A 25,469-nucleotide genomic window follows, 5' to 3' on the forward strand; every position below is an offset into this window, starting at 1 on the left:
CTCGCCGGTCTCAGGCGGCCGAGGGACTCGCGGCTGTAAGGCCGAAGCCGACGCCGGTCAGCTCCTCGGAGAGCGTCCAGAGGCGGCGGGCGACGTCGGCGTCCTGCGCGGCCTTGGTGCGGCCGACGATCTTCGGGTGCCCGCGCTGCTCGAGGAAGCCGTCAGGGCCGACGAAGGTGTCGCCGGGCAGGTCCTGGGTGGCGGCGTAGAGCGTAGGTAGCGCGCCCATCACGTCCGACTGGGCCAGCAGCCGGTTCCCGACGCCGACGAAGAGGACGTGCTGCAACCGGCTACCGGTGTGGCTCTGGAGGTGCGTCCGCGCGTAGCCCGGGTGCGCGGCGAGCGCCCGCACCTCGCTGCCGGCCTCCTCCAGGCGCCGCTGCAACTCCTTCGTGAACAGCAGGTTCGCGAGCTTCGTCTGCCCGTAGACGCGCCAGCGGTCGTAGCGCCGCCGCTCCCAGTTCAAGTCCTCCAACTGCATCTTGCCGATGCGGTGCGCGCCGGAGGAGAGCGTCACGACACGGTCGGTCACGTGCTTCAACATCAGGTTGGTCAGCGCGAAGTGACCGAGGTGGTTGGTGCCGATCTGCGCCTCGAAGCCGTCCTCGGTCTTCGCCTGCGGGACGGCCATGATCCCGGCGTTGTTGATCAACACGTCGAGCGGGCCGCTCCACCCCGCCGCGAACGCCCGCACCGACGCCAGCGACGCGAGGTCGAGCTCCCGCACCTCCCACGACCCTTCGAACGGCGCGGCGACGCCCTCGCCCTTGGCGACGTCGCGCACCGCCAGGACGACGTGCGCGCCCGCCCGCGCCAGCTCCCGCGCGGTGATCGCGCCCAGGCCGCTCGACGCGCCCGTCACCACGACGGTGCGGCCGGAGAGGTCGGGCAGGTCGGCGGCGGTCCAACGGGCGGCGGCAGAAGACATGATCCGCAAAGTAGACGCCGTCGACACTGTTGTCAATGACAACAATGCAGGCAGCGTCTACTCCGACCGATATCGTGGAGTGAGCGTGTCCGCCACCGCCCGCCCTTACCACCACGGCAACCTCCGCGAGGCCCTCCTCGTCGCGGGCGAGCGCGCGCTGGGGACGACCGGCGCGGCCAACCTGTCGCTGCGCGAGCTGGCGCGCGAGGTCGGCGTCAGCCACGCCGCGCCGCGCCGGCACTTCGCCGATCGCCAGGCGCTGCTGGACGCGCTCGCGCTCAACGGCTTCGAGCAGCTCGGCGCCCAACTCGACGCCGCGCTGGCCGGCGCCGGCGAGGACTTCACCACGCGGATCCTCGCCCTCGCCCGCGCCTACGTCGGCTTTGCGACCACGCGCCCCGCGCTGATCGAGCTGATGTTCGCCTCCAAGCACGAGGCCGGCGCGCCGCCCGAGCTGGCCCAGGCCGCCGACCGCGCGTTCGCCGCCGCGCTGGCGGTCGTCGCAGACGGCCAGGCCGCGGGCGCCGTCGTGCCCGGTGACCCCGAGCGCCTCGCCAAGATCGCCTTCGCGCTCTTGCAGGGCCTCGTGGCCATCGCCAACAACGACATGTTGGACGACCAGCCGCTCGACGCCCTCCGCGACGCCGCGGTCGAGCGCTTGCTGCTCGGCTTCGCGCCCCGCTAGCGGCGCGCCCGCCTAGTTGTAGTCCCTGCTCGCCTCCTGCACGAGCAGCGCGATCTGCACGCGGTTCTCCACCGCCAGCTTGACCAGCAGCCGCGACACGTGCGCCTTGACGGTCGGCACGCTCATGTGCAGGTCGGCGCCGATTTCTGCGTTGGCCTTCCCCTGCCCCACCGCGACCGCCACCTCGTGCTCGCGCGCGCTCAACCCCTCCAACAACTCGCGGGCGTCGCGCGCGCGCCCCGCCGCCTCGCCGTCGCCCGCGACCAGCGCGATCAGCTGCCGCGTCACGCCCGGCGAGAGCATCGCGTCGCCAGCGTGCACGCGCTCGATCGCCCGCACGATCTCGCCCGGCGGCGTGTCCTTCAGCAAGAACCCGGCCGCGCCCGCCTGGAGCGCGCGCAGCACCAGCTCGTCGGCGTCGAACGTCGTCAGCACCACGACCGCGGGCGCGTCGGGCTGCTCGCGCACCAGCCGCGTCGCTGCGATCCCGTCGACCACCGGCATCCGGATGTCCATCAACACGACGTCGGGCCGATGCCGGTCCAACGCTCCGAGGACCTCGCGCCCGTCGCCCGCCTCGCCGACGACGTCGATCCCCTCCGCTCCTGACAGCATCAACTTCAACCCGGAGCGGACGAGCGCGTCGTCGTCCACCAACAACACGCGGATCACGCGACGCCCTCGGCCACAGGCAGCACCGCGCGCAGGACGAAGTCGCCGCCCGCCGCGCGCCCGTGCTCCAGCGCGCCGCCGGCCAACACGACCCGCTCCCGCAGCCCGATCAGCCCGGTGCCCGCGCCCGGCGGCGGCGGGACCGCGTCGCCCGCCACCGCGGCCCGCGACGCCACGCGCACCTCCAGCCCGGCGTCGGCGTCCAAGGCGACCCGCACGCTCACCGCCGCCCCCACCGCGTGCTTGCGCGCGTTCGTGAGCCCTTCCTGCACGATCCGGTACGCGGTGCGTCCGAGCGCATCCGGCAGCGCGCCCTCGGGCACGGCGAAGTCCAGCTCCACCCGCGTCCCCGCCGCGCGCGACTCCTCGACCAGCGCCGGCACGTCGCACAGCGTCGGTTGCGGCGGCCCCGTCGCCTCCGCGACGTCGTCCTCGCGCAGCATCCCGATCACGTCGCGCAGCTCTTGCAGCGCCGCGTGCGCCGAGGAGCGCACCACGCCCGCCGCCTCCGCGATCGCCTCCGGCGGCGCGTCGGGCCGGAACTCCAGCGCCCCCGCGTGCACGCTCAGCAGCGAGATCCGGTGCGCGAGAACGTCGTGCATCTCGCGCGCGATCCGGCGCCGCTCGGCCGAGCGCGCCGCCTCCTCGTGCAGCCGCTGCTCGGCCACCAGCCGCACCGCGCGCTCGTGCAGCGAGACCACCAGGTCGCGCTGGGCGCGCGTGAAGAGCCCGGACACGACGACGATCGCGGTCGCCAATAGCCCGATCACCACCCCGGTGGTGTCGTAGCCGTCCGCGTTGCCGTAGGAGTACGCCGAGACCGCGGCGGTGACGCACGACCACGCGGCGACCGCCCCGACGCGCCGCATCGGCATCCGCAGCGCCGCGTTGAACGTCGCGGCCAGCGCCGCGCCCGCCGCCATCCCCGAGAACGCCGAGAGCGACAGCACGACGAGCGCCACGATCCCCGGGTGCTCGCGCCGCCACCACAGGGCGATCAGCGCGACGACGCCGCAGACGCCGTCGATGATGATGGTGGTCATGCTTCGATAGGAGGCGGTCGACCCCAGGATCACGGCCCCGAAGCCGCCGCACAGCACGTACATGAGCGCGTCGACGATCCAGTCGCGCGGCGTGCGGCTCCCGTCGGACTCCGCCAGCACGGCGGCGGGCAGCAGCGGCCGCTGCCACTGGGACACGCCGGCGAGGCTGGTCTGCTGCGCCATAGCCGACAGGCTACGGGCCGCGAGCGCGCACGACCCCCTACTGAAGTCGCTCCCCGACCCGACCACGGTCTCGGACATCGTCGACCGAAGAACGACGCAGGCGTCCTGACGAACCGGGATGCTGGTGGCCATGATCGAGTCCCACGGACTGACCAAACGCCTCGGCGGCCGGACGATCGTCTCCGACGTCACGTTCACCTGCCGGCCGGGCACCGTCACCGGCTTCCTCGGACCCAACGGCGCGGGCAAGACCACCACCATGCGCATGTTGTGCGGGTTGTCGGATCCTGACGCCGGCCACGCCGAGATCCTCGGCGTCAACTACCGCAAGCTCCCCAACCCGGGCCGCCGCGTCGGCATCCTCCTCGACGCGAGCGCCCAGCACGCCGGCCGGCGCGGCGAGGAGGTCCTGACGCTGTCGGCGCTCACCATCGGCGCCGATCCGGCGATCGTCCCCGAGCTCCTCGACCGCGTCGGCCTGCCCAAGCGGGCCGCGCGCCAGCGCCTGAAGGCCTACAGCTTGGGCATGCGCCAGCGGCTCGGGATCGCGGCCGCGCTGGTCGGCGACCCCGAGGTCCTGATCCTCGACGAGCCCGCCAACGGCCTGGATCCCGAAGGGATGCGCTGGATGCGCGGGCTGCTGCGCGACTTCGCCGACCGCGGCGGCACCGTGCTGCTGTCCTCGCACCTGTTGCACGAGGTCGAGGCGGTCGCCGACCAGCTCGTGATCATCGGCAACGGCAAGATCGTCGCGGCCGGCACGCGCGACGAGCTGCTGGCCGGCGGCGGGACGCTCGTGCGCGCCGTGGCCGACCACGGCGACGACCGGCTGGCGCGCGCGCTGGCCGACGCGAGCCTGACGGTCCACGCGCATCCGGACGGCGGCTTCATCGTCGAGGCCGAGCCCGACGACGTCGGCCGCGCCGCGCTGGCCGGCGGCGTCGCGCTGAGCCGCCTCGGACCGTCGGAGTCCGCTGGCCTGGAGCAGCTCTTCTTCGATCTCACCAGCAGCACGCCCGACGCACCCGATGTGCCCGCCCCCGACCTGCAGGAGGCCTCCCGATGAGCGCCACCACGTACGAGAGCACCACCGCGAGCGGGCGCGACAGCCGTCCCGGCCTCGGCCGCCTGATCCGGGTCGAGCTGCGCAAGATGCACGACACGCGTGCCGGCTTCTGGCTGCTGCTGACCGCGGTGCTGCTCGCCGGCCTGGCCGCGGCGCTGACGATCCTGACCGGTAGCGACAACGGGCGGAACTTCTCCAACGCCCTCGACAACTCAACCCAGGCCATCAACTTCCTGGTGCCGATCGTGGGCATCCTCCTCGTCACGTCGGAGTGGTCGCAGCGCACCGCGCAGACGACGTTCACGCTCGTGCCCAAGCGCGACCGCGTGCTGATCGCCAAGATCGGCGCCAGCATCCTGCTCGCGCTCGCCGCGTTCGCCGTGACGATCGTCCTCTCCGCCGTCTTCACCGCGATCGGCGGCAAGGAGTCGATCGACACCGGGCTGGGCACCTGGGAGATCGACGGCGGCGTGCTGGCCCAAGTCGCGCTGTTCAACGTCATCTCGATGCTGATCGGCGTCGGCCTCGGCGCGGCGATCCTGCTCTCAGCACCCGCGATCGTCGCAGCCTTCGTCCTGCCGGTCGGCGTCAGCCTGATCTGCGAGCTGATCTCCAGCCTCAACGACACGGCCAACTGGATCGGCCAAGGCGAAGCCCTCTCACCCCTGACCGACCACGCGCTCTCCGGGACCGAATGGGGCCGGGTTGTGACGGCGACGCTGATCTGGGCGGTGCTGCCGCTGACGATTGGGCTGTGGCGGTTCGTGAAGAGCGAAGTGCGGTAGGCGCGGCGCCGCTGCCGGTGCCGGCGTCGGGGCGTTCAGCTCGCGGCGCCGGTGGTAGTGCGGGGCGTTGGAGAGGGCAGGCGAGGGGAACGAGCGCTAGAGCGTGGCGACCGCCCGGCGTCGTCCGCGGGCGGCTAGCCGGGCGCGGGGAAGGCGGTTCAGGGCCGAAGCGTCGGTCCGGGTCGCGTAATGGTTGGTATGTGATGCGTGCGCGACCCGGATCCCGAGGGTGCTCCATAAGGGCCGGTTTCTGGGATGCGGGTCGAGTTAGCCGGAATAGTTCCGGTCTACGCGACCCGGACCACCCGTTCGGCCCCGAACGCTCCCCCTAAGCCCGGCCATGCGCCCGCGGACGCCCCGAGGCGGTCGCCACGCCTCCCGGCTCTCACTCCCTTCGCCTGCCCTCTCCAACGCGACGCACACCGGCAACGCATCGAGCTGAGCGCCACGAACGCCGGCGCCACGAACGCCCCCTCAGCGCCGCGCGAAGCCCTCGAGCCCGTCCCGCACCGCCACATCCTCCGCCTCAACGCGGTCGACATGCCCGTGCGGCGGCCCATCGCCCACCGCACGCTCCACAGCGGCGACAGCATCCTCGTCGCCCTGCAGCCACACCTCAACCGACCCGTCGGCCTGATTGGCGGCCCAGCCAGAAACACCACGCGCCTGCGCCCGATCACGGACCCAGGCGCGGAAGTTGACGCCTTGCACGCGCCCGGAGGCGCGTAGGCGGCGAGCGATCGGCGGGCGGCTCACGCCGCCTCGACCGACTCCTCTTCCTTGCCTTGCAGCCGCTCGCGCCCGCGGCGGACCGCGGCGATGAACTTGGACAAGTTCACTTCGAGCGTGTTGAGGATCTCGTCGGCGTAGTCCTCGGCGCCGAGGCGGATCTCGCGCTCGCGAGCGCGAGCGTCCTCGACGATCTCTTCGGCGGCGCGCTCAGCTTCGCGCGTCACCTCCTGATCGGAGACGAGCTCCTCCTGCTTGCGCACGGCGTCCTTGACGATGCGCTCAGCCTCACGCTTAGCCTCGGCGAGCATCTCCTGACGTTCCTTGACGATCCACCGCGCCTGCTTGATCTCCTCAGGGATGGTCGCGCGCATCTGATCCAAAATGTCGTAGATCTGCTCGCGATCCACCCGCACCTCGTCGGTGAGAGGGACCTTCTTGGCGTTGTGGACAAGGTCGTCGAGCTTGTCAATGAGGACCAGGACGTCCATGGCTAAGCGTCTTTCGTTATCGGGTGAGCTCTTCCTTCAGGCGACGTGCGACGCGTTCGGGAACGAGGCTGTCGATGTCACCGCCAAACGTGGCGAGCTCCTTGACTCCTGAAGAGCTGAGGAAACTGTACTGCGGGCTGGCCATCAGGTAGAGCGTGTCCACATCTGGGGCCTGCATCCGGTTCAGCTGACCCATCTCCAGCTCGTACTCGAAGTCCGAGATGGCGCGCAGGCCCTTGACGATCGTTCGGGCCCCGATCTGCTGGGCGAAGTCGACCACCAGGACGCTGAACGGCTCGGCGCGGACGTTGTCGAGGTGGGTGGTCGCCTCGGCGATGAACGACAGCCGCTCCTCGATCCCGAAGATCGGCTGGTTCTTGCGCACCGAGACGTTGACGACGGCCACCACGACCTCGTCGAACTGCGCGGCGGTGCGCGAAATGATGTCGAGGTGCCCGTTGGTGATCGGGTCGTAGCTGCCTGGACAGACAGCGATGCGCTTCTCGTCGGTCATGCGGTGTGGATCCGGAGGAGGGTGTCGCCGTAGCGGCGTTCGAACGTGGTGAGCAGTCCGGGCAGGTCGAGCGGCGTACGCCGGTCGCTCTCCCCGATCACGCGCGCGCCGGGCGCCAGCACCGGCGCCAGCGCACTCGCCAGCTCCGGCCCCAGCCCGGTCGCGAGCCGGTACGGAGGGTCTAGGAAGACCAGATCGTATGACTCGCCCGCCTCGCGTGCGTCCCGGAGCGCCGCGAGCGCGTCGCGGCGGCGCAGGATCGCGTCCGGCGCTTGGAGATCCAGGGCCTGCAAATTGGCCGCGATGACCTTCCCGGCGCGCCAGTCATTCTCGACGAAGACGGCGGTCGCGGCCCCTCGCGAGAGCGCCTCGATGCCCAGCGCGCCGGAGCCGGCGAAGAGGTCGAGGGCGTGCTCGCCGTCGAGCGGTCCTAGCGCCGAGAAGAGCGCCTCGCGGACGCGGTCAGACGTCGGACGCGTGTCATTGCCGGGCGGCGCGTCGATGCGGCGGCCGCCGAGACGGCCGGAGACGATCCTCATCGCGCGGGCCTCACGCAGCCACGGGCGCGGCTTCGGCGGCGATCAGCTCAGCGCGCAGCAGCTCGTGGTCGGGCTGCGAGAGGTCGGGATCGGTCTCCAGCAGCGCTTCAGCGGTCGCGTGAGCGGCCGCGAGGACCTCCTCGTCATCAGGCAGCCGCGCGAACTTGAAGCGCGCGAGACCGGACTGACGGGTGCCGGTCAGCTCACCCTCGCCGCGCAGCTCGAGGTCGATCTCGGCCAGGCGGAAGCCGTCGGAGTTCTTGCGCAGCGCGTCGAGGCGCTTGGACTCCCGCGGGCCGAAGAGCAGGCAGAGCGACTCGTGCGCGCCACGGCCGACGCGCCCGCGCAGCTGGTGCAGCTGGGAGATCCCGTAGCGGTCGGCGTCCTCGACGAGCATCACGGTGGCGTTGGGGACGTCGATGCCGACCTCGATCACGGTCGTGGCGACCAGGACGTCGGCGCCGCCCTCGGCGAAAGACTGCATCGCGGCGGCCTTCTCGGCCGGGCGCATCTGCCCGTGGAGCAGCACGACCTCGAAGTCCTTCAGCTCGCCGGTCTTCAGGCGCTCGTACTCGGCCGTGGCGGCACGGGCATTCAAAGCCTCGCTCTCGCTGACCAGCGGGCAGACCACGAACGCCTGCCGCCCCGCGCGCAGCTCCTCGCGGATGCGCTCATAGGCGCGGTGGCGCTCGGCCTCGGTCGAGCAGACGTGGGTCTGGATCGCCTTGCGCCCGCGCGGCAGCTCGCGCAGCGCGGTGACGTCCAGCGCGCCGAAGTTCGCCAGGCGCAGCGTGCGCGGGATCGGCGTCGCGGTCATGTGCAGGAGGTGCGGAACGAGGCCGCGCGGCGCCTTGGCGTCCAGCGCGGCGCGCTGACGCACCCCGAAGCGGTGCTGCTCATCGACGACGGCGACGCTGAGGTTGCTGAACGCGACGTCCGGCTCGATCAGCGCGTGCGTGCCCACCACGATCGCCAGCTCGCCGGACGCGAGGCGCGCGAGGATCTCGCGGCGGCGGGCGGCGGTGGTCGACCCCGTCAGCAGCGCCGCGGTGATCAGCGAGCCCGGCATCAGCGACTGGATCGTCGCGAAGTGCTGCTCGGCGAGCGTCTCGGTCGGCGCCATCAGCGCCGCCTGGCCGCCGTGCTCGACCGCGCGCAGCATCGCGTGTAGCGCGACGACCGTCTTGCCCGAGCCGACCTCCCCCATCAGCAGCCGCTGCATCGGGCGCTCGCGGGCCAAGTCGGCGTCGACGTCGCCCATCGCGTTGACCTGGTCGCCGGTCGGCGTGAACGGCAGCGACTCGGCGCGCCAGTCCGCCGAGAGCGTCGGAGCCTCCGCCAGCGGTGCCGCGCGCACGTCTCCCCTCCGCTCGCGGCTCAGCCGCAGCTGGACGATCTGGTCGAGCAGCAGCTCATCGAACGCCAGCCGCTGCCGGCCCGTGTCATGGTGGGGACCGAAGTGCGCGGCGGCCATCGCGGTGGCCTTGTCCGGCAGACCGAGGGCGCGTCGCATAGGCAATGGCAATGGGTCGACCACGTCGTGGACCGCGCTGCGATGCGCCTGCACCGCCGCGAAGATCTGCACCGAGCTGATGCCCTTGGTCGCCGGGTACTGCGCGGCCTCGGAGCCCACCGCGGCGACCGCGTCGGTCTTGGCATGTTGATTGACTCGGAAGCGGTTCTGGCCTTGGTACTTCCCGGACAACATCAGCCGCGTGCCCACCGGATAAGCGGCGCTCAGCCACGGCTGGTTGAAGAACGTGGCCTTCATGATCCCCGTACCGTCGCTGACCGTCGCCTCGACTAGCGGCTTCATCCCGCGCCGGCGCACCGGGCGCGAGGTGATGGACCGGACCTCGACGAGCACCGTCGCGGTCTCGTCCAGCGCCAGCTCGGCGATCGTGCGCGCCTCGCCGGTGGCGCGCGGCAGGTGGTTCAGAAGGTCGCCGACGGTCTCCAGGCCGATCGACTCCGCGGCCGCCTGGGCGGTCGGCGGCTTGATGTCCAGCGGCTCGGCGAGCCGGGACGGACGCGGCGTGCGACACGGCGCGCCGATCAGGTCCTCGTCGGACAGCGCGTGGCCTTCAGCGAACGCGCGCAGGAGCGGCGTCGCGGCGGCGGCCACGGCTACTCCGCCGCCAGCAGCCACCACCAGGACGGCTGACCGCCGTCCTCCAGCTCGAGCTCCACGCCCGCGGGCGCCAGCGCGGCCACCGCGTCGCCGTCCAGCGGCGCGTCCTGGCCCTCGATGCAGGTGACCAGCTCGGCGTCGGTCGAGAGCTGCCCCAGGACGATCTGAAGCGTCTTGGACGGCTCGCCCCACGCGACGAGGTCCTCGCCGACGTAGCCGACCGCGTCGCCGATCGTGAAGCGGCCCTCGGGGTCCTGACGTGCGGCGGGCGCGACGCCGCCGGTGCGGACGGCCTCAAGCGCCTCGTTCATCGCGGTGGCGTTCTCATCGGCCGAGCGATCGGCGGTCAGCGCGAACGCGGCGGACAGGCCCGCCTGCTGCGAGCGCGACTCGATGACCACGACCTTCTTGTCCGACAGCTCCGCGGCGCGCTCGGCGGCCATGAAGACGTTGGAGGAGTTCGGCAGGACGACGACCTCCTCGGCGGGCACGTCGTGGATGCCTGCGAGGATCTCCATCGTGGACGGGTTGAGCGTCGGGCCGCCATCCAGGACGGTCGCGCCAAGGCTCTCGAAGAGGCCAGTGAGACCCGCGCCGGTCACGATCGCCAGCGCGCCGCAGCAATGCTCGATGGCGGCCGCATCGCCGACGGGCGCGCCCGCGCCGTTGCCATCGGACCCGACCGCGCTCAACCGCGCCTCGCGCTCGATGACTTGCGCGCGCATGTCCGCGACGTCCAGGCGCGAGACCTCGCCCGCGCCCGCGAAGAGGTCGGTGGCCTTCTCAGGCTCGTCGGTGTGGACGTGGACCTTCAGCGTGGCGTGGTCGCCGACGACGAGGATCGAGTCACCGATCTGCTCCAGCAGCGGCACGAAGCGCTGCGCCTCCAGCCCGCTGCCGGTGACCGCGAAGTTGGTGCAGTACCGGTAGGTCTCAGACGCGTGCTCGGGGTGCGTGACGCGCGCGGCGGGCGCGTAGTGCTGCAACTCGGGCGCGCTGCCCTTCAGCGCGTCGACGATGCCCGCGAAGATGATGATGACGCCGTAGCCGCCGGCGTCGACCACGCCGGCCTCGCGCAGCGCGGGCAGCAGTTCGGGGCCGCGCTTGACGGACGCCTCGCCCGCGACGATCGCGCGCTCCAGGGCGGCGGCGATCAACGCGTTCTGGGTCGCGACGTCGGCCTCGCCGGCCAGACGACGCGCCTCTTCAGGCAGGTGCGCGAGGTCGTGGGCGATCGAGGTCGCCATGTCGCGCATGACGGTCAGCATCGTGCCCTCGGCCGGGGCTTGGACCGATGCGTAGGCGCGGTTGGCGGCGTTGGCGAACGCGGCGCCGAGCAGGACGGGATCGACCAGCTCGCCAGGACGGGAGACCAGCTCCTCGGCGGCGCCGCGGATCAGCTGGGAGAGGATGACGCCGGAGTTCCCGCGCGCGCCGAGCAAGGCTGCCCGCGCGACGGTCTCGACGATCTCGTTGCGGCCGATCTCGTCGATCGAGCGGTCGGTCGTCTCGGTCTCGAGACGATCCAGCTCGGTCAGCACGGCGCGCAGCGTGAGCGCCATGTTGTCCCCCGTGTCGCCGTCGGCGACCGGGAAGACGTTGAGGTCGTTGATCTCTTGGCGGCGCGACTCGAGGTGCGCGAGCGCGCCCTGGACCGCGACGCGGAAGCGGACGAGACTCGGATCAGACATCGTCAGCGACCGTAGCGGGTCCGTCGGCCGACATGCGGCGCCGGACGGGCGCCGCGGCGGCCGCTCAGACGGCCTTGGTGACCTTGCCGGCCTTGAGGCAGCGCGTGCAGACGTACACGCGACGCGGGGCCGCACCGACGAGGATCCGGACCTTCTGCAGGTTCGGGTCAAAGCGCCGCTTGGTGGCGCGCATGGAGTGGCTGCGGCTCTGACCGAAGGCAGGGGCGCGACCGCAGCTGTGGCAAACCTTGGACATTCGGCCGGGGAGTGTAGCGGGCTTGCTGGTCTCGCAGCTCGTGGCCGGCCCGCAGGGCGAGCGGGAGCCGGGTTCGAGCCGCGCGGCGCGAACGCCGCTCGTGCGTTTTGCCACACCTTTGCGGGTGTTTCGTCGGAGTGCCGAGCGTCGGTGTGCCGGTTGGCTGGCTAGGGTAAACGGCACGTGGTGCCCGCCCTTACCCAGCAGGTTGACCTGCCGCCGCGCTACCGCGTTGTACGGCACGTCGCCAATGGCGGCATGGCCACCGTCTGGGCCGCTGAAGACTCGCTGCTGGAGCGCCTGGTCGCCGTAAAGGTGCTCGCTCCCGGCTATGCGGCCGACGTCGCGGCCCGCCGGCGGTTCACCCGCGAGGCTCGCGCGGCCGCACGCGTGAGCGACCACCCCAACGTGGTCACGATCTTCGACATCGGCGAGCACGACGGCACCGCGTTCATCGTCATGGAGCACTTCGCCGGCGGGACGGTCAGCGACCGTCTCAAGTCGGGCGATCCGATTCCGGTGCCGTTGGCGCTGCGGTGGCTGAAGGAGACCGCGAGCGCCCTGGACGCCGCGCACGCCAACGACGTCGTGCACCGCGACGTCAAGCCCGGCAACTTGCTGTTGGATGAGAACGGCCGCCTCGCCGTCGGCGACTTCGGGATCGCGTCGCTGGCCGGCGAGACCGCAGTGACCGCGACCGGCCAGGTGCTCGGGACCGCGGCTTACCTGTCACCTGAGCAGGCCCGTGGCCACGCCGCTACTGCCGCGTCGGACCGGTTCTCGCTGGCCGTCGTCGCCTACGAGCTGCTCTGCGGCAGCCGCCCGTTCCCGGGCGCGACCGCGATGGAGCAGGCACGCGCTCGCTTGCAGCAGGATCCGGTCGCGCCGTCGGGCGTCTGCGGCGCCGCCTACGACGCGCTGAAGCACGGCCTCGCGCGCGAGCCGGAAGACCGCCCGGAGACCGCCACCGCGTTCGTGGCCGAGCTGGAGGCCGCGCTCGGCGACGACGCGACGCCGACCACCGTCCTCCCCGCGCGCCGTCGCACGAGCGGGCCGGAGTGGAGCGGGCGCGAGCACCCGCGTTTTGCTCGTGGTGCGCGCAGCGATGCCACGCCGTCCGCCTCCGCGGCGTCGACCGCGCCGGCCGCCAAGCTGCCACGCCGCGAGCCGCTGCCCGATCCGGTCGCGCGTGCACGGCACCCGCATCGCAATGCCCTTGTCTTGCTCGCCGTCGCGATGCTCTGCGTCGTCGTCGGCGCGGGCACGGCGTTGATCACCGACAACGGCAACAACGGCGGCAAGCCGACCGGCCCGCGGGCGACCGCCTCCAAGTCGCAGGGCGAGCCGACCGGCGGGATCGAGCGCGCGGCGACGCCGCAGGCCGCCGCCGGGACCGAGTCCGCGACGCCGACGACCGAGACGCCCACGACCGCGGCACCGGCCGGGACCACCACGGCGCCCGCGCCCACCGCGCAGGGCCAGGGCGATGACTCCCGCTCCGCCACCGAGATCAACAACGCCGGCTACGCGATGCTCCCGAGCAACCCACAGGGCGCGCTGCCGCTGCTCCAAAAGGCCGTTGAGAAGTTCCGCGCCCAGGGCGACACGTCGTCGCTCGACTACGCCTTCTCGCTCTACAACCTCGGCTGGGCCCTCGACCTCGCTGGCCGTCCGGCCGAGGCCATCCCCTACCTCGAAGAGCGCTTGAAGATCTCCAACTACAAGCGCGGGATCGTCGAGAACGAGCTGAAGGCCGCTCGCAAGGCCGCGGGCGGCGGGCCGACCGCGGGCGCCGCAGCCGACGCGGGCAAAAGCAACGGCCGCGGGCGGGACCGCGGCCCGCGCGGCGACCGCGACTGACCGGCCCGCGCCGCGGTCGCGATCGCGCTGCTGGCCGCCACGCCGGTCGACTTCACCTACGACGACGACTGCAACGACCACGAGACGGTCGTACCGCTGGCGCTGGTTCCGGTCCTGGGCCTCGCGCGCCCGGAACGCGCGGACGACGCCTACTTGGACTCGTCCACGCTCATGGCCTGCTTTGACTCCATGCCACCGCCGCTGCCCCACTAGGCTCGCGCGATGGACTCGCTCCGGATCGTTCCGCTCACCACCGGCCGCGTCCGGGTCCACGACGACATGCACCGTGGCCGCGGCCCTGGACTCGTCCGACGCGCACGGATCCTGCGCAAGGGCCCGATGGGCGAGCTGCTGCCGATCCACGCGTGGCTGATCGAGCATCCGCAGGAGGGCCGGATCCTCGTCGACACCGGCGAGACCCACGCCGCGCACGACGCGTCGTTCGCGGAGTTCCACGTCGCCCGCGAGGACGAGCTCGACCACCAGCTGCGCGCGGTCGCCGGGATCGAGCCGACAGACGTCGACCGCGTCGTGCTCACCCACATCCACGGCGACCACGTCGACGGCCTCCCCCACGTCGCCCACGCGCCGGTCTTCGCCTCGGCCCGCGAGATCACCGTCAGCGCCAGCCTCGCCGCCCGCGCCACGCGCGCGCTCACCAAGCAGCCGCTGCCCGAGCCGTTCGCGCCCCAGCCGCTGGCGCTCGACGGCCCGGCGGTCGGCGCGTTCCCGGCTTCCACCTCGCTGACCGCCGACGGTCGCGTGATCGCGGTCCCCGCCCCCGGCCACACGCCCGGCCACCTCGCGGTGCTGGTCATCCAGCCCGATCACCACGTGCTGCTGATCGGCGACGCCGCCTACGACGTCGCCCAGCTGCAAGACCTACAGGTTGACGGCGTCAGCCCGAAGGCCTCGGTCGCCAAGGACACCATGTCGCGCATCCTGCGCCACGCCGACGGCCACCCGACGGTCGTGCTCCCGAGCCACGACCCCGACGGCGCACGCCGGCTGGCGGCGACGGATGTGCTCCGCCGCCGCCAGGTGCACGCCGACTAGCTGGTTCAGACGCCGACCGGCTCCGGAGCCCGGGCGCCGTTGGGCGACGGCGCCGCCTCGTACTCGTCCGCGCCGCCCTCGAACGCCGCGCCTTCGACGTCCTCGGGATCGAGCGGATCGAGCTCGCGCAGCGGCGGCTTCAGCCAGGCGAAGGCCAGGCAGGTCACGGCCGCGAAGCCGTAGCCGAGCGCGATCTTCTCGTTGCTGAACACGTGGACCTCGGCCGAGTGGATCAACCCCACCAACGTGAGCACCGCGCCGAAGACGCAGAACCCGGCCGCCCACAGGAAGCGACGGTCGACGATGAACACCGTGATCGCCGCCAGCACCATGCCGACCAGGACCGCGCCCTGGCCGAGCGCGTTGAGCCCGCCGTAGATCGTGCCCGCCGCGCTGAGGTTGTCGAAGCCGACCTTGGCCGCGCTCGTTCCCGCCGCGGCCAGCGCGTTGTCGACCTGCCCCACGCCCCACGAGGCGACGTTCGGCACCATCGCGATGACGACCGCCGGGTAGTAGGCTTTCGGCACGGCCCGGAAGGACTGCGCGCCGATGACCAGGCCGATGAACAGCAGGATCGGGACGATCGCCGGGATCGGCAGGACCGCCGCCAGAAGCGGGAAGAAGCCGAGCACGCAGAGCAGGAAGATCACGACGCCGGTCGCCAGCGAGTAGGCGACGCGCCCGCCCGCTTCCTTCCAGCCCGGCTGACCGATGTACACCGCGGGCGGAAACGGGCAACCGGCGCAGGCGCCGACGATCGCGCCCGTGCCGTCAGCCAGCAGGACCGCGCGCAAGTTGTACTTGTCGCCCGCGGCGGCCGCCGACTCCACGTTGGACATGGCCTCCATGAAGTTGTAGATGCCGAGCGGAATCGCCGTCGCCAACAACGGTGAGATCGAGTCCAGGCCGTCAGCTAGGCGCCCGAAGTCCAGCGACGGCAGGCCGATCGCGATCTGCTCGACGCCGTCGCTGACCGCGCCGCCGTCCATGAAGCCGCCGATCCAGGCGATCGCCGAGCCGACGCCCAGCGCGACGACGCCCATCGGGATGTTCCCGGGCAGCCGCACGCCGGAGACGAAGCCGATCAGGATCAGCGTCAGCACCGGCAGCGCGATCCACGCGGCCTCCCACATCTGCGCGGCGGGCCGCATCGAGATGAAGGTGATGGAGATGCCGGCCAAGGTCCCCAACAAGGCCGCGCGCGGCGTGAACTTCCGCAGATATGGGCCGACGAACGCGCCCGCCAGGATGATCAACCCGATGATGAACGCCCAAGCCAGGCCGGCCTCCCACGCCTTCACGGGGTCTTTGGTCTGCAGGTAGGTCGGCAGCATGATCACAAACGTCACGATGAACATGTGCGGGACGCTCGGCCCGTAGGGCATCGCCGCGACGTCGGTGCGTCCCTCCTTCATCGCCAGGCGTCGTGCGAGGTAGAAGTAGAAGACGTTGCCGATCAGCAGCTCGACGCCGAGCGCGGGCAGGATCACCCGGTAGACGTCGTGGGCGGGGATGTTGACCACGCCTGCGGCCAAGCCCGCCAGCACGAGCACGTTGACCAACATGTTGATGCCGAGGCCGAAGAAGGCGTTCAGGTCGCCTCGGGTCCAGAAGGGAAGGGTCATCGATGCGCTCCGGTGGTCGTGGTGGTGACGGCGAGCTGCTCGAGCAGCGCCGTGGACGGGGCGACCCAGCCGAAGATCCCGCCCTGGGCGGCGATCATCTTCAGGCCGACTTCGTGGAACTCCGGGAAGTAGGAGCCGACGCAGTCCGAGAGCACGAGGCACTCGAAGCCGCGGTCGTTGCCTTCGCGCACGGTGGTGTGCACGCAGACCTCGGTGGTGACGCCGGTGACGATCAGCCGCGTGATCCCGCGGTTGCGGAGCATCAGCTCCAGGTCGGTGGCGTAGAAGGCGCCCTTGCCGGGCTTGTCGAGGACGGCCTCGCCGTCGATCGGCGCGAGGTCGTCGATGATGTCGTGGCCGTGCTCGCCGCGGACCAGGATGCGGCCGAACGGGCCCGGGTCACCGATCCCGCAGCTCAGGTTGCCTCGTGCGAGCTTGGCCGGCGGCGCGTCGGTCAGGTCCGGGCGGTGGCCCTCCCGGGTGTGGATCACGGTCATCCCGGAGGCGCGGGCGGCCGCCAGGACGTCTTGCAGCGGCGCGATCGTGCGCTGAAGCAAGGACACGTCGTTGCCCAGCAGCGACCCGAAGCCGCCCGGCTCCAGGAAGTCGCGCTGCATGTCGATGATGATCAGCGCGGTGGTCGCTGGGTCCAGCTCGAAGTCGTAAGGCGCTGCGGGTACGACGAGGGTCATGGCCCCTCCAGGGCTGTATGCAGGTCGGTCGACGGCGCGAACCTAGCCCTGCTGATGGGGCCTCCTCATTGGACGCGCAGGCGGAATCGCGGTGGACACACAGGCCAGCGGTCCAACCCGTTCGGCACGATCCTGGCCCGGATGTCCAAGGGCGAGGCGCGCCGCGCGGATTAGGTTCGCGGCATGCATACGCCACTGCATGCCGACCCCGATCCCGCGGTCGCCGCGCTGGCCGCGGCCGCGCCGATGCTCGTCGACGTCCAGCCCGCGGGCGCGGTCGTGCCCGCACTGACCGACGGCGTCGTCGGCCACGCGGGCCCGCCCATCCACCCGTCGCAGATGTGCGCGCCGATGCGCACCGCGCTGGGCGTCGCGCTGACGATCGAGGGCCGCGCGGAGAGCAAGGACGAGGCCTTGGTGTTGCTGGACTCCGGCGAGGTCGAGGTGCGACCTAATCATGATCTCGGCGGCGTCGGCCCGATGTCGGGCGCGGTGACGGCGTCGATGCCGGTGCTGGTCGCGCGCGACGAGGCGACCGGCAAGACCGCGTGGTGCCCGCTGAACGAGGGGTCGGGGAAGGTGCTGCGCTACGGCGCGGATGGGCCTGAGGTCGTCGAGCGCTTGAAGTGGATGCGGGATGTGTTGGGGCCGTCGCTGTCCAGCGCGCTGGCGCAGCACGGGCCGCTCGATCTCCTGGAGATCCAGCGCGTGGCGCTGGAGCGCGGCGACGAGTGCCACCACCGCACCGAGGAAGGCACGCAGCTCACCTACGACGCGCTGGCGCCGTACCTGCCGGACGACGTGCGGGAGTTCATCCTCGGCAACGGGCAGTTCTTCCTCAACTTGGCGATGGTGTCGGCCAAGCTCGCGATGGTCTGCGCGAGCGGCGTTCCGGGCTCGCCGCTGCTGACCGTGCTGGCGCGCAACGGCGTGCAGGTCGGAATCCAGGTGTCGGGGCTGGAGGGCCAGTGGTTCAGCGGCCCGGCGGCGCTGCCCGACCCGGCCCAGCTGTATGCCGGCTACGCGATGGAGGACATGAACCCCGACCTGGGCGACAGCGCGATCGTCGAGGTGTACGGGTTGGGCGCGATGGCGTTGAGCTCGTCGCCGATGAGCGCGCCGTCGGTCGGGTTGTCCTACGACTTGGCGCCGCTGCTGATGCAGCGCTTCTGGAAGATCGCGGCCGCCGAGCACCCGACGCTGCGACTGGCGGAGCCGACCGGACCGGCGCCCGCGATCCTCGGCGTCGACGCGCGCGTGGTCGCCGAGACCGGGATCCGGCCCCCGGTGCATACAGGGATCGCGCACCGTGAGCCGGGCGTCGGCCAGATCGGTGGCGGCGTGACGCACCCGCCGTTCGAGGCGTTCACGGCGGCAATGGCGGCGCTCGACGCGGCCACGGTGACCGCTTGAGCGCCGGGCCGCCGCCGCTCTCGCAGGCGGACCGGGTCTACGAGCTGCTCCGCGACCAGCTCCTGGCGGGCGCGCTGCCGGCGGGCGAGCGGCTCGTGGAGGTGCAGCTGGCAACGCAGTTCGAGACCTCCCGAACGCCGGTGCGCGAGGCGCTTCGGCGCCTGGAGGGTGACGGCCACCTCGTCCGGGATCCGGGCGGCGGCCTGCGCCCGCGGCTGCCGGACGTCAAGTCGATGCAGGAGGTCTACGACGTCCGCCTGGCGCTGGAGGAGCTGACCGCGCGGCGCGCATCGACCGGCGGCGACCGCGAGCTGCTGGAAGCCGTCGAGCGCGACTGGCAGGCGCTGGAGATGCAATGGCGCACCGACCCGAGCGCTTTGAAGACCCCGGACTTCGTCCACAGGGATGAGTCCTTCCACGAGCGCATCGCTGGGGCGAGCGGCAACGCCACCGCCACCCGCATGCTGCGGTCGACCAACGAGCGGATCCGCATCCTGCGCATCCACGACTTCACCCGCGACGACCGCATCGGCGCGACGATCACCGAGCACCTGGAGATCATCGGGCTCGTCCTCGCCGGCGACGCCGACGCCTCCGCCGCCTTCATGCGCGCCCACGTCCAGCGCAGCGCGTTGGTCGTCCGCGAGCAGGTCGGCGCCGCGCTGGCGCGCATGTTCGCCGCCGCGCCGGGCGCGACGGCCGTGCCTTAGGCGGCCCGCGCGGGTACGCCTCGCGGCATGCCCGACGGACGCGTGACCTGGTTCGAGGCGATCTTTTTCCACGGCGCCGTGGCCGTGCTCACGGCCGTCGTCGGCGTCGGCCTGCTCGTCACCGGGCATCTCGCCGGGCTGCTGCTCGTGGGGCTCGCCGTCTTCAACCTCTGGCGGGCACGGCACGTCGAGGGTCGTCTGGGCTGGCCGTCCAAAGACCCCGCCGACTACGCGCCGGAGAAGGACCCCAACATCCGGCGGCGGCGCCGGCCGGCGGGCTAAGAGTCGGCGGGCTCGCGCGGCGGCGCGGGTGCCGGCGTGCGCTGCGGATGTGCCGGGCGGCGTGCCGGGCGCGGGTAGCCCTCGCCGATGCGGCCGGGCTCGCGGAGGCGGACCGGGGACGGCGCCGCGTCGGGGAGCGGCGTCGGTGCCAGAACACCGCCACCGTCGGGACCCTCGTCAACCGGGGGCGGGTCGAAGCCCGGGCCGGGACCGTCGTCGTCGCCCGGGAAGAGCAGCCCGCGCCAGTCGACCTGCTCGCCGTCGAGGATGACCTTGACGAGCACCATCGCGCCCAGGAAGTGGACGATGACCGTCAGCAGGATCGCGATGACTTCGAGGGTCACTCCGCGCAGCGTACCGAGGTCGCCGCGCGGCGCGGCGCCCGGAAGTCCGCCTACGACCCAGAGGTCGATCACCGGATCGTGTCGTAGACCTCGGCGAGGAGGCTCTGCCGATCCTGCAACGTGAAATGCGCCGCCAGGTACCGATCGATGGCCTCGCGCGGTGCGCCGTTGAGCGCCATGTTGAGCGCGACCAGCCGAGCGCCCTCCGAGTCGTCATCGGCTTTCCCGGCCGCTGGCTCTGCGGCCTCCACCGAGGCGTACACCTCGTCCAAGAGCGACACGCGGTCTCGAAGGATGAAGTTCGCTTTCAGATACGCGTCGGTCACGGCGCGAGGCTCGCCATGCAAGGCCATATTGAGCGCGACGAGACGCGCTCCTTCCGCGTCCTCCTTGGTTTCGCCGATTCGAATCGTGTTGCCGGACATCTTGGGGGCCGCTCGCCACGACGTAACGTCGGATCGAGGTGGCCGGGAGGCACCCTGCGGTGGAGGCGTAGCCGGAACCGGAGTCATCACGCCAAACACCCCGTCCAGCAGCGCATCACGGCCGGACACCTCGAAGTTCTCCGCGATGTACCGATCGACGTCGGCCCGGGAGACCCCGTTCAACACCATGTTGAGCGCGACGAGCCGCGCGCCCTCGCTGTCATCGTCCTCGGGCGTCGATGCGGGCGGGATCGTTGGCACTGGCACTCGCGGCCCCGACCACACCGGTGCCGGAGCCGGTCGGCGCTCCAAGTGCTCCATTACCTGGGACCCCGTCGGGTCCAGTGCCGTGACCATCACATGCTCCACCCCACGTGCATCCGGGCAGGCCGCCCAGCGGACGACTTGCTGACGGCCCGGCTTCAGCTCGACGGCCTCGGCCAGGATCTCGCCGTCGGCGCGGCGGACGACGACCTCGGTCAGCCGCGTGGTGCCGATGTTGGTGATGGTCAACCGCCACGGGACGGCATCGTCCACCGCGGGCCCGTTCTGCTCGAACACGAGCCGGAAGTCGCCCGTCCCCCGCGCTTCCGTCTCCGCATCTGATGGATGTGCGGCGGCTCCCATCCACGCGACATTGCGCGCAAGCGCCAGGCGGGATGCCTCGTTCAGCCGCTGGACCTGGGGCTCCGGATAGCCTCGCTGTCGCAAGCGCCCGCGAATCCCGCGGAAGATCGTCTCGAGGTCGAGCAGCTCTCCTGCCTCGGCCACGCCGTCGTCCAAGGTGCCGATGAACGCACCGGTGAAGGCGGTGTATCGCTCGCCCACCGGTGCCACCGCCAAGGTGTTGGCCGCGGAGGCGGTCATGACGAACGTCCCTTCGACATCGATCTCCGCTGCCAGCGCTCCTGCCGACAGAGGCTGAACAGCCCGGCCGCTGAAGCAGCAGTCGAGCACGACGACCTTGGCCCGAGCCTGGCTTTCCCTCAGGGCGCTGCGGATCCAATCGATCGGCACGGCGGTCGAGTGCAGCCGCCTCCGATCGGTGCTAGCCACCCCGAGGTGCAGCGTTCCATCGGTCGGATGAGGAACGCCGTGACCGGAGTAGTACACCATCAACGTATCCTCGGCTTCGTCGACAAGCCGCCACAGCGGCGCGTCGACCTTCTCAGGCGTAGACGGGTCGAGGACCGTGACGCAGGACCCGCGGTTCAGCCCGGTGCGTCGGGGATCGATCAGCAGCCGCTCCAGCGCGACGATGCCGCGTGGCACCGACGGGAGGTCATCGAGCTGAGCTGCTGGGCCATATCTCCCGGCGCCGACCAACAGGACACGAGACCGCTCAGGATCTAGTAGCGGCGACCTGTCGGTCACCGCTCGGTCGTGATCGCCGACAGGAACTCGTCAACGAGCGCATCCGGGTCCCGCACGTCCGCATCCACCTCGATTTCGCGACCGCTCTGCGCGTCACGAAGACGCAGCGTCACGTGCTTTCGCTGGGTCGACAGCCACGTGGCGATGGACCCTGCCAGCACCGTCCCGGCACCGCCTGCGCCGAGAGCAACCTGGAGCGTGTCGCTCAGACCGCCCATCTCGCCCGGCGCCGCCCGTGCAGGGCTGAGGGTCACTCGGTAAACGCCCGGTTCGCGCAGCAGCCAGGCGTGCAGCGACCGCAGCTCGTCCTCGCCCGTGCTCGCCGTGGCGGGCGTGATCTCGACGTCCATTCCGCCACTGTGCCGTTTTTACCAGCACGTGACAAGAGCGGCTACGACGCCGCGGCGCCCGCGAGATCCCGCTTGATCTTCAGCAGCGCCAGGACAGCCTCGGCGGCGTGGCGGCCGGAGTCGCGCTTGTCGCCGCCGGAGCGGGAGAGGGCCTGCTGGAGGTTGTCGACCGTCAGCACGCCGAAGGAGCAGGGGACGCCGGTGGAGAGCTGGACGTCCTGGATGCCGCGGGCGGACTCGCCGCAGACGTAGTCGTAGTGCGAGGTCTCGCCGCGGATGACCGCGCCGAGGCAGACGACGCCGGCGTAACGGCCGCTCTCGGCGGCGTACTTGGCGGCCAGCGGCAGCTCATAGGCGCCGGGGACGTCGAACACGTCGACGTCGGTGATGCCGGCCTCTTCCAGGACGCCGCGGGCGCCGGAGATGAGGCGGTCGGCGAGGTCCTCGTAAAAGCGGGCGACAACGATCGCGACCCTCACGCCTGGTTCTCCTCGTCGCTCGCGCGGGCCTCAGCGTCGTGGACGTGCTCGTCGTGGATCATCTGCTCGTCGAGCGGCAGGCCCTGGTGGTGCAGCGTATGCCCCATCCGCTCGGCCTTGGTCCGCAGGTAGCCCTCGTTGTGCGGGTTGGGCGCGTGCGCGATCGGGATCTGGTCGGAGACCCGCAGGCCGTAGCCCTCCAGGCCGCGGATCTTCTTTGGGTTGTTGGTGAGGATCCGGATCGAGCTCAACCCCAGGTCCGCGAGGATCTGGGCGCCGATGCCGTAGTCGCGCAGGTCGGCGGGCAGGCCCAGCTCGAGGTTGGCGTCGACCGTGTCGTAGCCCTCCTCCTGCAACTTGTAGGCCTTAAGCTTGTTCAGCAGGCCGATGCCGCGGCCCTCCTGGGCCAAGTACAGCAACACGCCCTCGCCCTCGGACTCGATCATCGACAGCGCGCTCTCCAGCTGCTCGCCGCAGTCGCAGCGCAGCGAGTGGAAGACGTCGCCCGTCAGGCACTCGGAGTGCACGCGGACCAGCACGTCCTCCTTGCCAGCGACGTCGCCCTTGACCATCGCGACGTGGTGCTTGTCGTCGACCAGCGACCGGTAGCCGAAGACCGTGAAGTTGCCGAAGCCGGTCGGCATCGACGTCGAGACCACGCGCTCCACGAGCTTGTCGTGCCGCCGCCGGTAGGCGATCAGGTCGGCGATCGTGATCATCTTGAAGCCGTGCTTGTGGCAGTAGGCGGCGAGGTCGCCGACGCGCGCCATCGAGCCGTCCTCGTTCTGCACCTCGCAGATGACGCCCGCAGGCGTAAGGCCTGCCAGCCGCGCCAGGTCGACCGAGGCCTCCGTGTGCCCCGTGCGCTCCAGCACGCCGCCCTCGCGCGCCTTCAGCGGGTGCACGTGGCCGGGGACCACGATGTCCGCCTTGCCCTTCTGAGGGTCGACGGCGGTGCGGATCGTCGTCGCCTGGTCGGCGGTCGAGATGCCGGTCGTGACGCCCTCGCGGGCCTCGATCGTGACCGTGAACGGCGTCTCGTGCGCGGACTCGTTCTTGAGGGCCATCAGCTCGAGGCCGAGCTCCTCGCAGCGGTCGGGCGTCAGCGTCAGGCAGATCCAGCCGCCCGCCTGGCGCGTCATGAAGTTGATGTCGTCGGCGGTCGTGAACTCCGCCGCCATGACGAGGTCGCCCTCGTTCTCGCGGTCCTCGTCGTCGACGACGACGATCATCTTGCCGGCGGCGATGTCCTCCAGCGCCTCGTCGATGGTCGAGAACTGGACCTCGTCGCGGGCCACTGCGTCCTGTGAGGAGGCCTTCATCGCGTGTGCGCCCCCACGAGCTTCTCCACGTACTTGGCCACGACGTCGACCTCCAAGTTGACGGTGCGGGGTGGGCGGGTCACAGTCATGCCGCCCAGGTTGGTCCTCTCAAGCGTCTCGGGGATCAAGGACACGTCAAACGACGTGTCGTCCACCCGCGAGACGGTCAGGCTGACGCCGTCGACGGCGATCGAGCCCTTCTCCACCACGTACTTCAACAACTCGGGCCCGGCGTCGATCGTCACGACGCGCGAGAAGCCGTCTTCGGCCATCCCGCTGACCGTGCCAACGCCATCGACATGGCCCTGCATGATGTGGCCGCCCAGGCGCGCGTCGGCGCGCAGGGCCAGCTCCAGGTTGACCGTGGAGCCCGCGTCCAGCGCGCCGAGCGACGAGCGACGCAAGGACTCCAACATGACGTCGAAGGCGAAGCGGTCGCCCTCGATGCGCGTGGCGGTCAGGCAGACGCCGTTGACGGCGACGCTGTCGCCCTCGCCGACCTGCGGCGCCAGGCTCGACTCGACCCACACGACCGCGCCGTCGCCGTTGCTCTCGACCGCGGCGACGCGACCGAGATCCTCAACAAGTCCGGTGAACATTCACCACTCCCTCAACCGCGCGCTGATCAACACGTCGTCGGCCACCCGCTCGCAGTCGAGCGTCAGCGCACGCAGGGCCTCGGAGATCTTCTCCACGCCCTCGCCCTCCAGTGGGTCGCGGGCCTTGGAGCCGCCGAGCAGCAGCGGGGCCAGGAAGAGCCGGACCTCGTCGATCTCCCCCGCGTCCAGGAACGCGCCCGCCAGGTGCGGGCCGCCTTCCAGCAGGATCGCGTGGATGCCGCTCTCGCCGAGCTGGTCCAGCGCGGAGCGCACGCGGGCGGGCTCGTTCTCGCCGGTAGCGACGATGACGTCGGCCCCAGCGTTGGCCAGGCCGTCGGTCGTGCTGCGCGGCGCGGCGCGGGAGACCACGACGGTGAGCGGGATCTCGGGCGCCTGCTGAACGAGCTTGGAGTCCAGCGGCAGGCGGCCGGTCGCGTCGAAGACCACCCGGCGCGGCTGGCGCAACGCGGGCTCGTCGGGATCCTCTTCGATGCGCGCGGTCAGCTGCGGGTCGTCGGCCAAGGCGGTGCCGATCCCGACGACGACCGCGTCGACCGACGCGCGCCACTTGTGCGCGAGCGCCCGCGACGCGTCAGAAGAGATCCACTTCGAGTCGCCGGTACGCGTGGCGACCTTGCCGTCGAGCGTCATCGCGGACTTGAACAGCACCCACGGCCGCCCGGTCCGCGCGTGCTTACGGAAGGCCTGATTGGCCAGACGAGCGCGCGCGGCGAGCTCGCCGCCAGCGACGTCCACGGTCACGCCCTCGTCGCGAAGAATTCCCAGACCGCGGCCGCTGGCCTTCTCGGTCGGATCGTCGGCGGCGACGACCACGCGGGTGATCCCGGCCTCCAGGATCGCCTCGGTGCACGGCCCGGTCTTGCCCTGATGGCAGCACGGCTCCAGCGACACGTAGATCGTCGCGCCGCTCAGATCCGCGCCGTTGCAGGCCGCGATCGCGTTGACCTCAGCGTGTGACCCGCCGTACTCGGCATGCCAGCCCTCGCCGACGACCTGCCCGTCCTTGACGACCACCGCCCCGACCACGGGGTTGGGATGCACGCGCCCACGGCCCCGCGCCGCGAGGTCGATCGCGCGCGAGAGATGGGTGTGGTCGGTCTCGGTCCGCTGCACCACTAATGGAGGATAGGGCGCGGGCGCGGTGGTCGGCCGGGCGCTGGCGCTTGTGGCGTTCAGTGCGAGCGTTGAGGGTGGCGCGGGGCGT

At 71.4% G+C, this 25,469-nt stretch carries 27 protein-coding genes; 8 read left to right on the forward strand and 19 right to left on the reverse strand.

Going from position 1 to position 25,469, the window contains the following annotated elements; all coding sequences use genetic code 11:
• Positions 1–10: 10 nt before the first annotated feature.
• On the reverse strand, positions 11–928 hold the full coding sequence (locus ACT01A_RS04405; protein WP_445151031.1) for an oxidoreductase: 918 nt from the start codon (positions 926–928) through the stop codon (positions 11–13).
• A gap of 85 nt (positions 929–1,013) precedes the next feature.
• Here ACT01A_RS04405 and ACT01A_RS04410 point away from each other — a divergent pair, with 85 nt between their 5' ends.
• Positions 1,014–1,613: a TetR/AcrR family transcriptional regulator gene (locus ACT01A_RS04410; protein WP_445151032.1), complete on the forward strand. Its 600-nt coding sequence runs from the start codon at positions 1,014–1,016 to the stop codon at positions 1,611–1,613.
• Between the two features lie 12 nt (positions 1,614–1,625).
• Here the strand turns inward: ACT01A_RS04410 and ACT01A_RS04415 are convergent, their stop codons facing one another.
• Together ACT01A_RS04415 and ACT01A_RS04420 are read right to left on the reverse strand one after the other, a co-directional pair.
• Positions 1,626–2,228, reverse strand: a complete 603-nt coding sequence (locus ACT01A_RS04415; RefSeq protein WP_445152794.1) for a response regulator — start codon at positions 2,226–2,228, stop codon at positions 1,626–1,628.
• A gap of 53 nt (positions 2,229–2,281) precedes the next feature.
• Entirely contained in the window at positions 2,282–3,511 is a 1,230-nt protein-coding gene (locus tag ACT01A_RS04420) for a sensor histidine kinase (protein ID WP_445151033.1), read from the reverse strand.
• Between the two features lie 130 nt (positions 3,512–3,641).
• Between ACT01A_RS04420 and ACT01A_RS04425 the strand changes: the two genes are divergently transcribed.
• Positions 3,642–4,577 carry an ABC transporter ATP-binding protein gene (locus tag ACT01A_RS04425; protein WP_445151034.1) on the forward strand — a complete coding sequence of 312 codons (936 nt, stop codon included), beginning with the start codon at positions 3,642–3,644 and terminating at the stop codon, positions 4,575–4,577.
• Entirely contained in the window at positions 4,574–5,362 is a 789-nt protein-coding gene (locus tag ACT01A_RS04430; RefSeq protein ID WP_445151035.1) for an ABC transporter permease, read from the forward strand. The genes ACT01A_RS04425 and ACT01A_RS04430 overlap by 4 nt, the downstream gene beginning before the upstream one ends.
• 474 nt (positions 5,363–5,836) lie before the next feature.
• Here ACT01A_RS04430 and ACT01A_RS04435 read toward each other — a convergent pair whose 3' ends face one another.
• The 7 genes from ACT01A_RS04435 to rpmB form a co-directional block, all read right to left on the reverse strand.
• Entirely contained in the window at positions 5,837–6,118 is a 282-nt protein-coding gene (locus tag ACT01A_RS04435; RefSeq protein WP_445151036.1) for an acylphosphatase, read from the reverse strand.
• Positions 6,115–6,582: a hypothetical protein gene (locus tag ACT01A_RS04440; RefSeq protein ID WP_028075061.1), complete on the reverse strand. Its 468-nt coding sequence runs from the start codon at positions 6,580–6,582 to the stop codon at positions 6,115–6,117. The genes ACT01A_RS04435 and ACT01A_RS04440 overlap by 4 nt, the downstream gene beginning before the upstream one ends.
• Before the next feature lie 16 nt (positions 6,583–6,598).
• A complete protein-coding gene (gene coaD, locus ACT01A_RS04445; protein WP_445151037.1) occupies positions 6,599–7,096 on the reverse strand; it encodes a pantetheine-phosphate adenylyltransferase in 498 nt (165 codons plus the stop codon).
• The gene (gene rsmD, locus ACT01A_RS04450) at positions 7,093–7,635 is read right to left on the reverse strand and encodes a 16S rRNA (guanine(966)-N(2))-methyltransferase RsmD (protein ID WP_445151038.1); all 543 of its coding nucleotides are present in this window, start codon (positions 7,633–7,635) and stop codon (positions 7,093–7,095) included. The genes coaD and rsmD overlap by 4 nt, the downstream gene beginning before the upstream one ends.
• A 10-nt stretch (positions 7,636–7,645) precedes the next feature.
• Complete coding sequence (locus tag ACT01A_RS04455; RefSeq protein WP_445151039.1) at positions 7,646–9,760, reverse strand: ATP-dependent DNA helicase RecG; 2,115 nt, start codon at positions 9,758–9,760, stop codon at positions 7,646–7,648.
• A 2-nt stretch (positions 9,761–9,762) separates the two neighbouring features.
• The gene (locus tag ACT01A_RS04460) at positions 9,763–11,457 is read right to left on the reverse strand and encodes a DAK2 domain-containing protein (protein WP_445151040.1); all 1,695 of its coding nucleotides are present in this window, start codon (positions 11,455–11,457) and stop codon (positions 9,763–9,765) included.
• Between the two features lie 64 nt (positions 11,458–11,521).
• Positions 11,522–11,713, reverse strand: a complete 192-nt coding sequence (gene rpmB, locus ACT01A_RS04465; protein WP_445151041.1) for a 50S ribosomal protein L28 — start codon at positions 11,711–11,713, stop codon at positions 11,522–11,524.
• A gap of 183 nt (positions 11,714–11,896) precedes the next feature.
• Between rpmB and ACT01A_RS04470 the strand changes: the two genes are divergently transcribed.
• Entirely contained in the window at positions 11,897–13,573 is a 1,677-nt protein-coding gene (locus ACT01A_RS04470; protein WP_445151042.1) for a serine/threonine-protein kinase, read from the forward strand.
• 222 nt (positions 13,574–13,795) lie between these two features.
• Complete coding sequence (locus ACT01A_RS04475) at positions 13,796–14,629, forward strand: MBL fold metallo-hydrolase (RefSeq protein ID WP_445151043.1); 834 nt, start codon at positions 13,796–13,798, stop codon at positions 14,627–14,629.
• A 5-nt stretch (positions 14,630–14,634) separates the two neighbouring features.
• Here ACT01A_RS04475 and ACT01A_RS04480 read toward each other — a convergent pair whose 3' ends face one another.
• Positions 14,635–16,254 (reverse strand): regulator, encoded by a 1,620-nt coding sequence (locus tag ACT01A_RS04480; protein WP_445151044.1) that lies wholly within the window; start codon positions 16,252–16,254, stop codon positions 14,635–14,637.
• Entirely contained in the window at positions 16,251–16,946 is a 696-nt protein-coding gene (locus tag ACT01A_RS04485; protein WP_445151045.1) for a cysteine hydrolase family protein, read from the reverse strand. Before ACT01A_RS04485 ends, ACT01A_RS04480 begins: the two co-directional genes overlap by 4 nt.
• Before the next feature lie 183 nt (positions 16,947–17,129).
• On the opposite strand from ACT01A_RS04485, the gene ACT01A_RS04490 reads away from it, so the two are divergent.
• The 3 genes from ACT01A_RS04490 to ACT01A_RS04500 are packed head-to-tail and all read left to right on the forward strand — an operon-like array spanning position 17,130 to position 19,351.
• A complete protein-coding gene (locus ACT01A_RS04490; RefSeq protein WP_445151046.1) occupies positions 17,130–18,359 on the forward strand; it encodes a DUF1116 domain-containing protein in 1,230 nt (409 codons plus the stop codon).
• The gene (locus ACT01A_RS04495) at positions 18,356–19,069 is read left to right on the forward strand and encodes a GntR family transcriptional regulator (protein WP_445151047.1); all 714 of its coding nucleotides are present in this window, start codon (positions 18,356–18,358) and stop codon (positions 19,067–19,069) included. Before ACT01A_RS04490 ends, ACT01A_RS04495 begins: the two co-directional genes overlap by 4 nt.
• 27 nt (positions 19,070–19,096) lie before the next feature.
• Entirely contained in the window at positions 19,097–19,351 is a 255-nt protein-coding gene (locus tag ACT01A_RS04500) for a hypothetical protein (protein WP_445151048.1), read from the forward strand.
• Here ACT01A_RS04500 and ACT01A_RS04505 read toward each other — a convergent pair.
• From ACT01A_RS04505 to ribD, 7 genes are all read right to left on the reverse strand, one after another.
• On the reverse strand, positions 19,348–19,695 hold the full coding sequence (locus ACT01A_RS04505) for a hypothetical protein (RefSeq protein WP_445151049.1): 348 nt from the start codon (positions 19,693–19,695) through the stop codon (positions 19,348–19,350). The two genes, ACT01A_RS04500 and ACT01A_RS04505, sit on opposite strands and share 4 nt — an antisense overlap.
• A gap of 68 nt (positions 19,696–19,763) precedes the next feature.
• Positions 19,764–21,494, reverse strand: a complete 1,731-nt coding sequence (locus ACT01A_RS04510; RefSeq protein ID WP_445151050.1) for a caspase, EACC1-associated type — start codon at positions 21,492–21,494, stop codon at positions 19,764–19,766.
• The gene (locus ACT01A_RS04515) at positions 21,491–21,844 is read right to left on the reverse strand and encodes an effector-associated constant component EACC1 (protein ID WP_445151051.1); all 354 of its coding nucleotides are present in this window, start codon (positions 21,842–21,844) and stop codon (positions 21,491–21,493) included. The genes ACT01A_RS04510 and ACT01A_RS04515 overlap by 4 nt, the downstream gene beginning before the upstream one ends.
• 41 nt (positions 21,845–21,885) lie before the next feature.
• On the reverse strand, positions 21,886–22,323 hold the full coding sequence (gene ribH / locus ACT01A_RS04520; RefSeq protein ID WP_445151052.1) for a 6,7-dimethyl-8-ribityllumazine synthase: 438 nt from the start codon (positions 22,321–22,323) through the stop codon (positions 21,886–21,888).
• Positions 22,320–23,645, reverse strand: coding sequence for a bifunctional 3,4-dihydroxy-2-butanone-4-phosphate synthase/GTP cyclohydrolase II (locus tag ACT01A_RS04525; protein ID WP_445151053.1), 1,326 nt, complete (start codon positions 23,643–23,645; stop codon positions 22,320–22,322). The genes ribH and ACT01A_RS04525 overlap by 4 nt, the downstream gene beginning before the upstream one ends.
• Positions 23,642–24,244 carry a riboflavin synthase gene (locus ACT01A_RS04530; protein WP_445151054.1) on the reverse strand — a complete coding sequence of 201 codons (603 nt, stop codon included), beginning with the start codon at positions 24,242–24,244 and terminating at the stop codon, positions 23,642–23,644. Before ACT01A_RS04530 ends, ACT01A_RS04525 begins: the two co-directional genes overlap by 4 nt.
• Positions 24,245–25,378: a bifunctional diaminohydroxyphosphoribosylaminopyrimidine deaminase/5-amino-6-(5-phosphoribosylamino)uracil reductase RibD gene (gene ribD, locus ACT01A_RS04535; RefSeq protein ID WP_445151055.1), complete on the reverse strand. Its 1,134-nt coding sequence runs from the start codon at positions 25,376–25,378 to the stop codon at positions 24,245–24,247. It lies immediately after the preceding gene.
• Positions 25,379–25,469: the final 91 nt, after the last annotated feature.

This window comes from Baekduia sp. Peel2402, assembly GCF_052567285.1.

Coding starts and splice junctions, on each gene's coding strand:
- ACT01A_RS04485 (WP_445151045.1), bottom strand. CDS start 16,946: ATGACCCTCGTCGTACCCGCAGCGCCTTACGACTTCGAGCTGGACCCA.
- rpmB (WP_445151041.1), bottom strand. CDS start 11,713: ATGTCCAAGGTTTGCCACAGCTGCGGTCGCGCCCCTGCCTTCGGTCAG.
- ACT01A_RS04475 (WP_445151043.1), top strand. CDS start 13,796: ATGGACTCGCTCCGGATCGTTCCGCTCACCACCGGCCGCGTCCGGGTC.
- ACT01A_RS04515 (WP_445151051.1), bottom strand. CDS start 21,844: ATGGACGTCGAGATCACGCCCGCCACGGCGAGCACGGGCGAGGACGAG.
- ACT01A_RS04425 (WP_445151034.1), top strand. CDS start 3,642: ATGATCGAGTCCCACGGACTGACCAAACGCCTCGGCGGCCGGACGATC.
- ACT01A_RS04490 (WP_445151046.1), top strand. CDS start 17,130: ATGCATACGCCACTGCATGCCGACCCCGATCCCGCGGTCGCCGCGCTG.
- coaD (WP_445151037.1), bottom strand. CDS start 7,096: ATGACCGACGAGAAGCGCATCGCTGTCTGTCCAGGCAGCTACGACCCG.
- ACT01A_RS04500 (WP_445151048.1), top strand. CDS start 19,097: ATGCCCGACGGACGCGTGACCTGGTTCGAGGCGATCTTTTTCCACGGC.
- ACT01A_RS04460 (WP_445151040.1), bottom strand. CDS start 11,457: ATGTCTGATCCGAGTCTCGTCCGCTTCCGCGTCGCGGTCCAGGGCGCG.
- ACT01A_RS04430 (WP_445151035.1), top strand. CDS start 4,574: ATGAGCGCCACCACGTACGAGAGCACCACCGCGAGCGGGCGCGACAGC.
- ACT01A_RS04440 (WP_028075061.1), bottom strand. CDS start 6,582: ATGGACGTCCTGGTCCTCATTGACAAGCTCGACGACCTTGTCCACAAC.
- ACT01A_RS04405 (WP_445151031.1), bottom strand. CDS start 928: ATGTCTTCTGCCGCCGCCCGTTGGACCGCCGCCGACCTGCCCGACCTC.
- rsmD (WP_445151038.1), bottom strand. CDS start 7,635: ATGAGGATCGTCTCCGGCCGTCTCGGCGGCCGCCGCATCGACGCGCCG.
- ACT01A_RS04420 (WP_445151033.1), bottom strand. CDS start 3,511: ATGGCGCAGCAGACCAGCCTCGCCGGCGTGTCCCAGTGGCAGCGGCCG.
- ACT01A_RS04480 (WP_445151044.1), bottom strand. CDS start 16,254: ATGACCCTTCCCTTCTGGACCCGAGGCGACCTGAACGCCTTCTTCGGC.
- ACT01A_RS04415 (WP_445152794.1), bottom strand. CDS start 2,228: ATGCTGTCAGGAGCGGAGGGGATCGACGTCGTCGGCGAGGCGGGCGAC.
- ACT01A_RS04530 (WP_445151054.1), bottom strand. CDS start 24,244: ATGTTCACCGGACTTGTTGAGGATCTCGGTCGCGTCGCCGCGGTCGAG.
- ACT01A_RS04525 (WP_445151053.1), bottom strand. CDS start 23,645: ATGAAGGCCTCCTCACAGGACGCAGTGGCCCGCGACGAGGTCCAGTTC.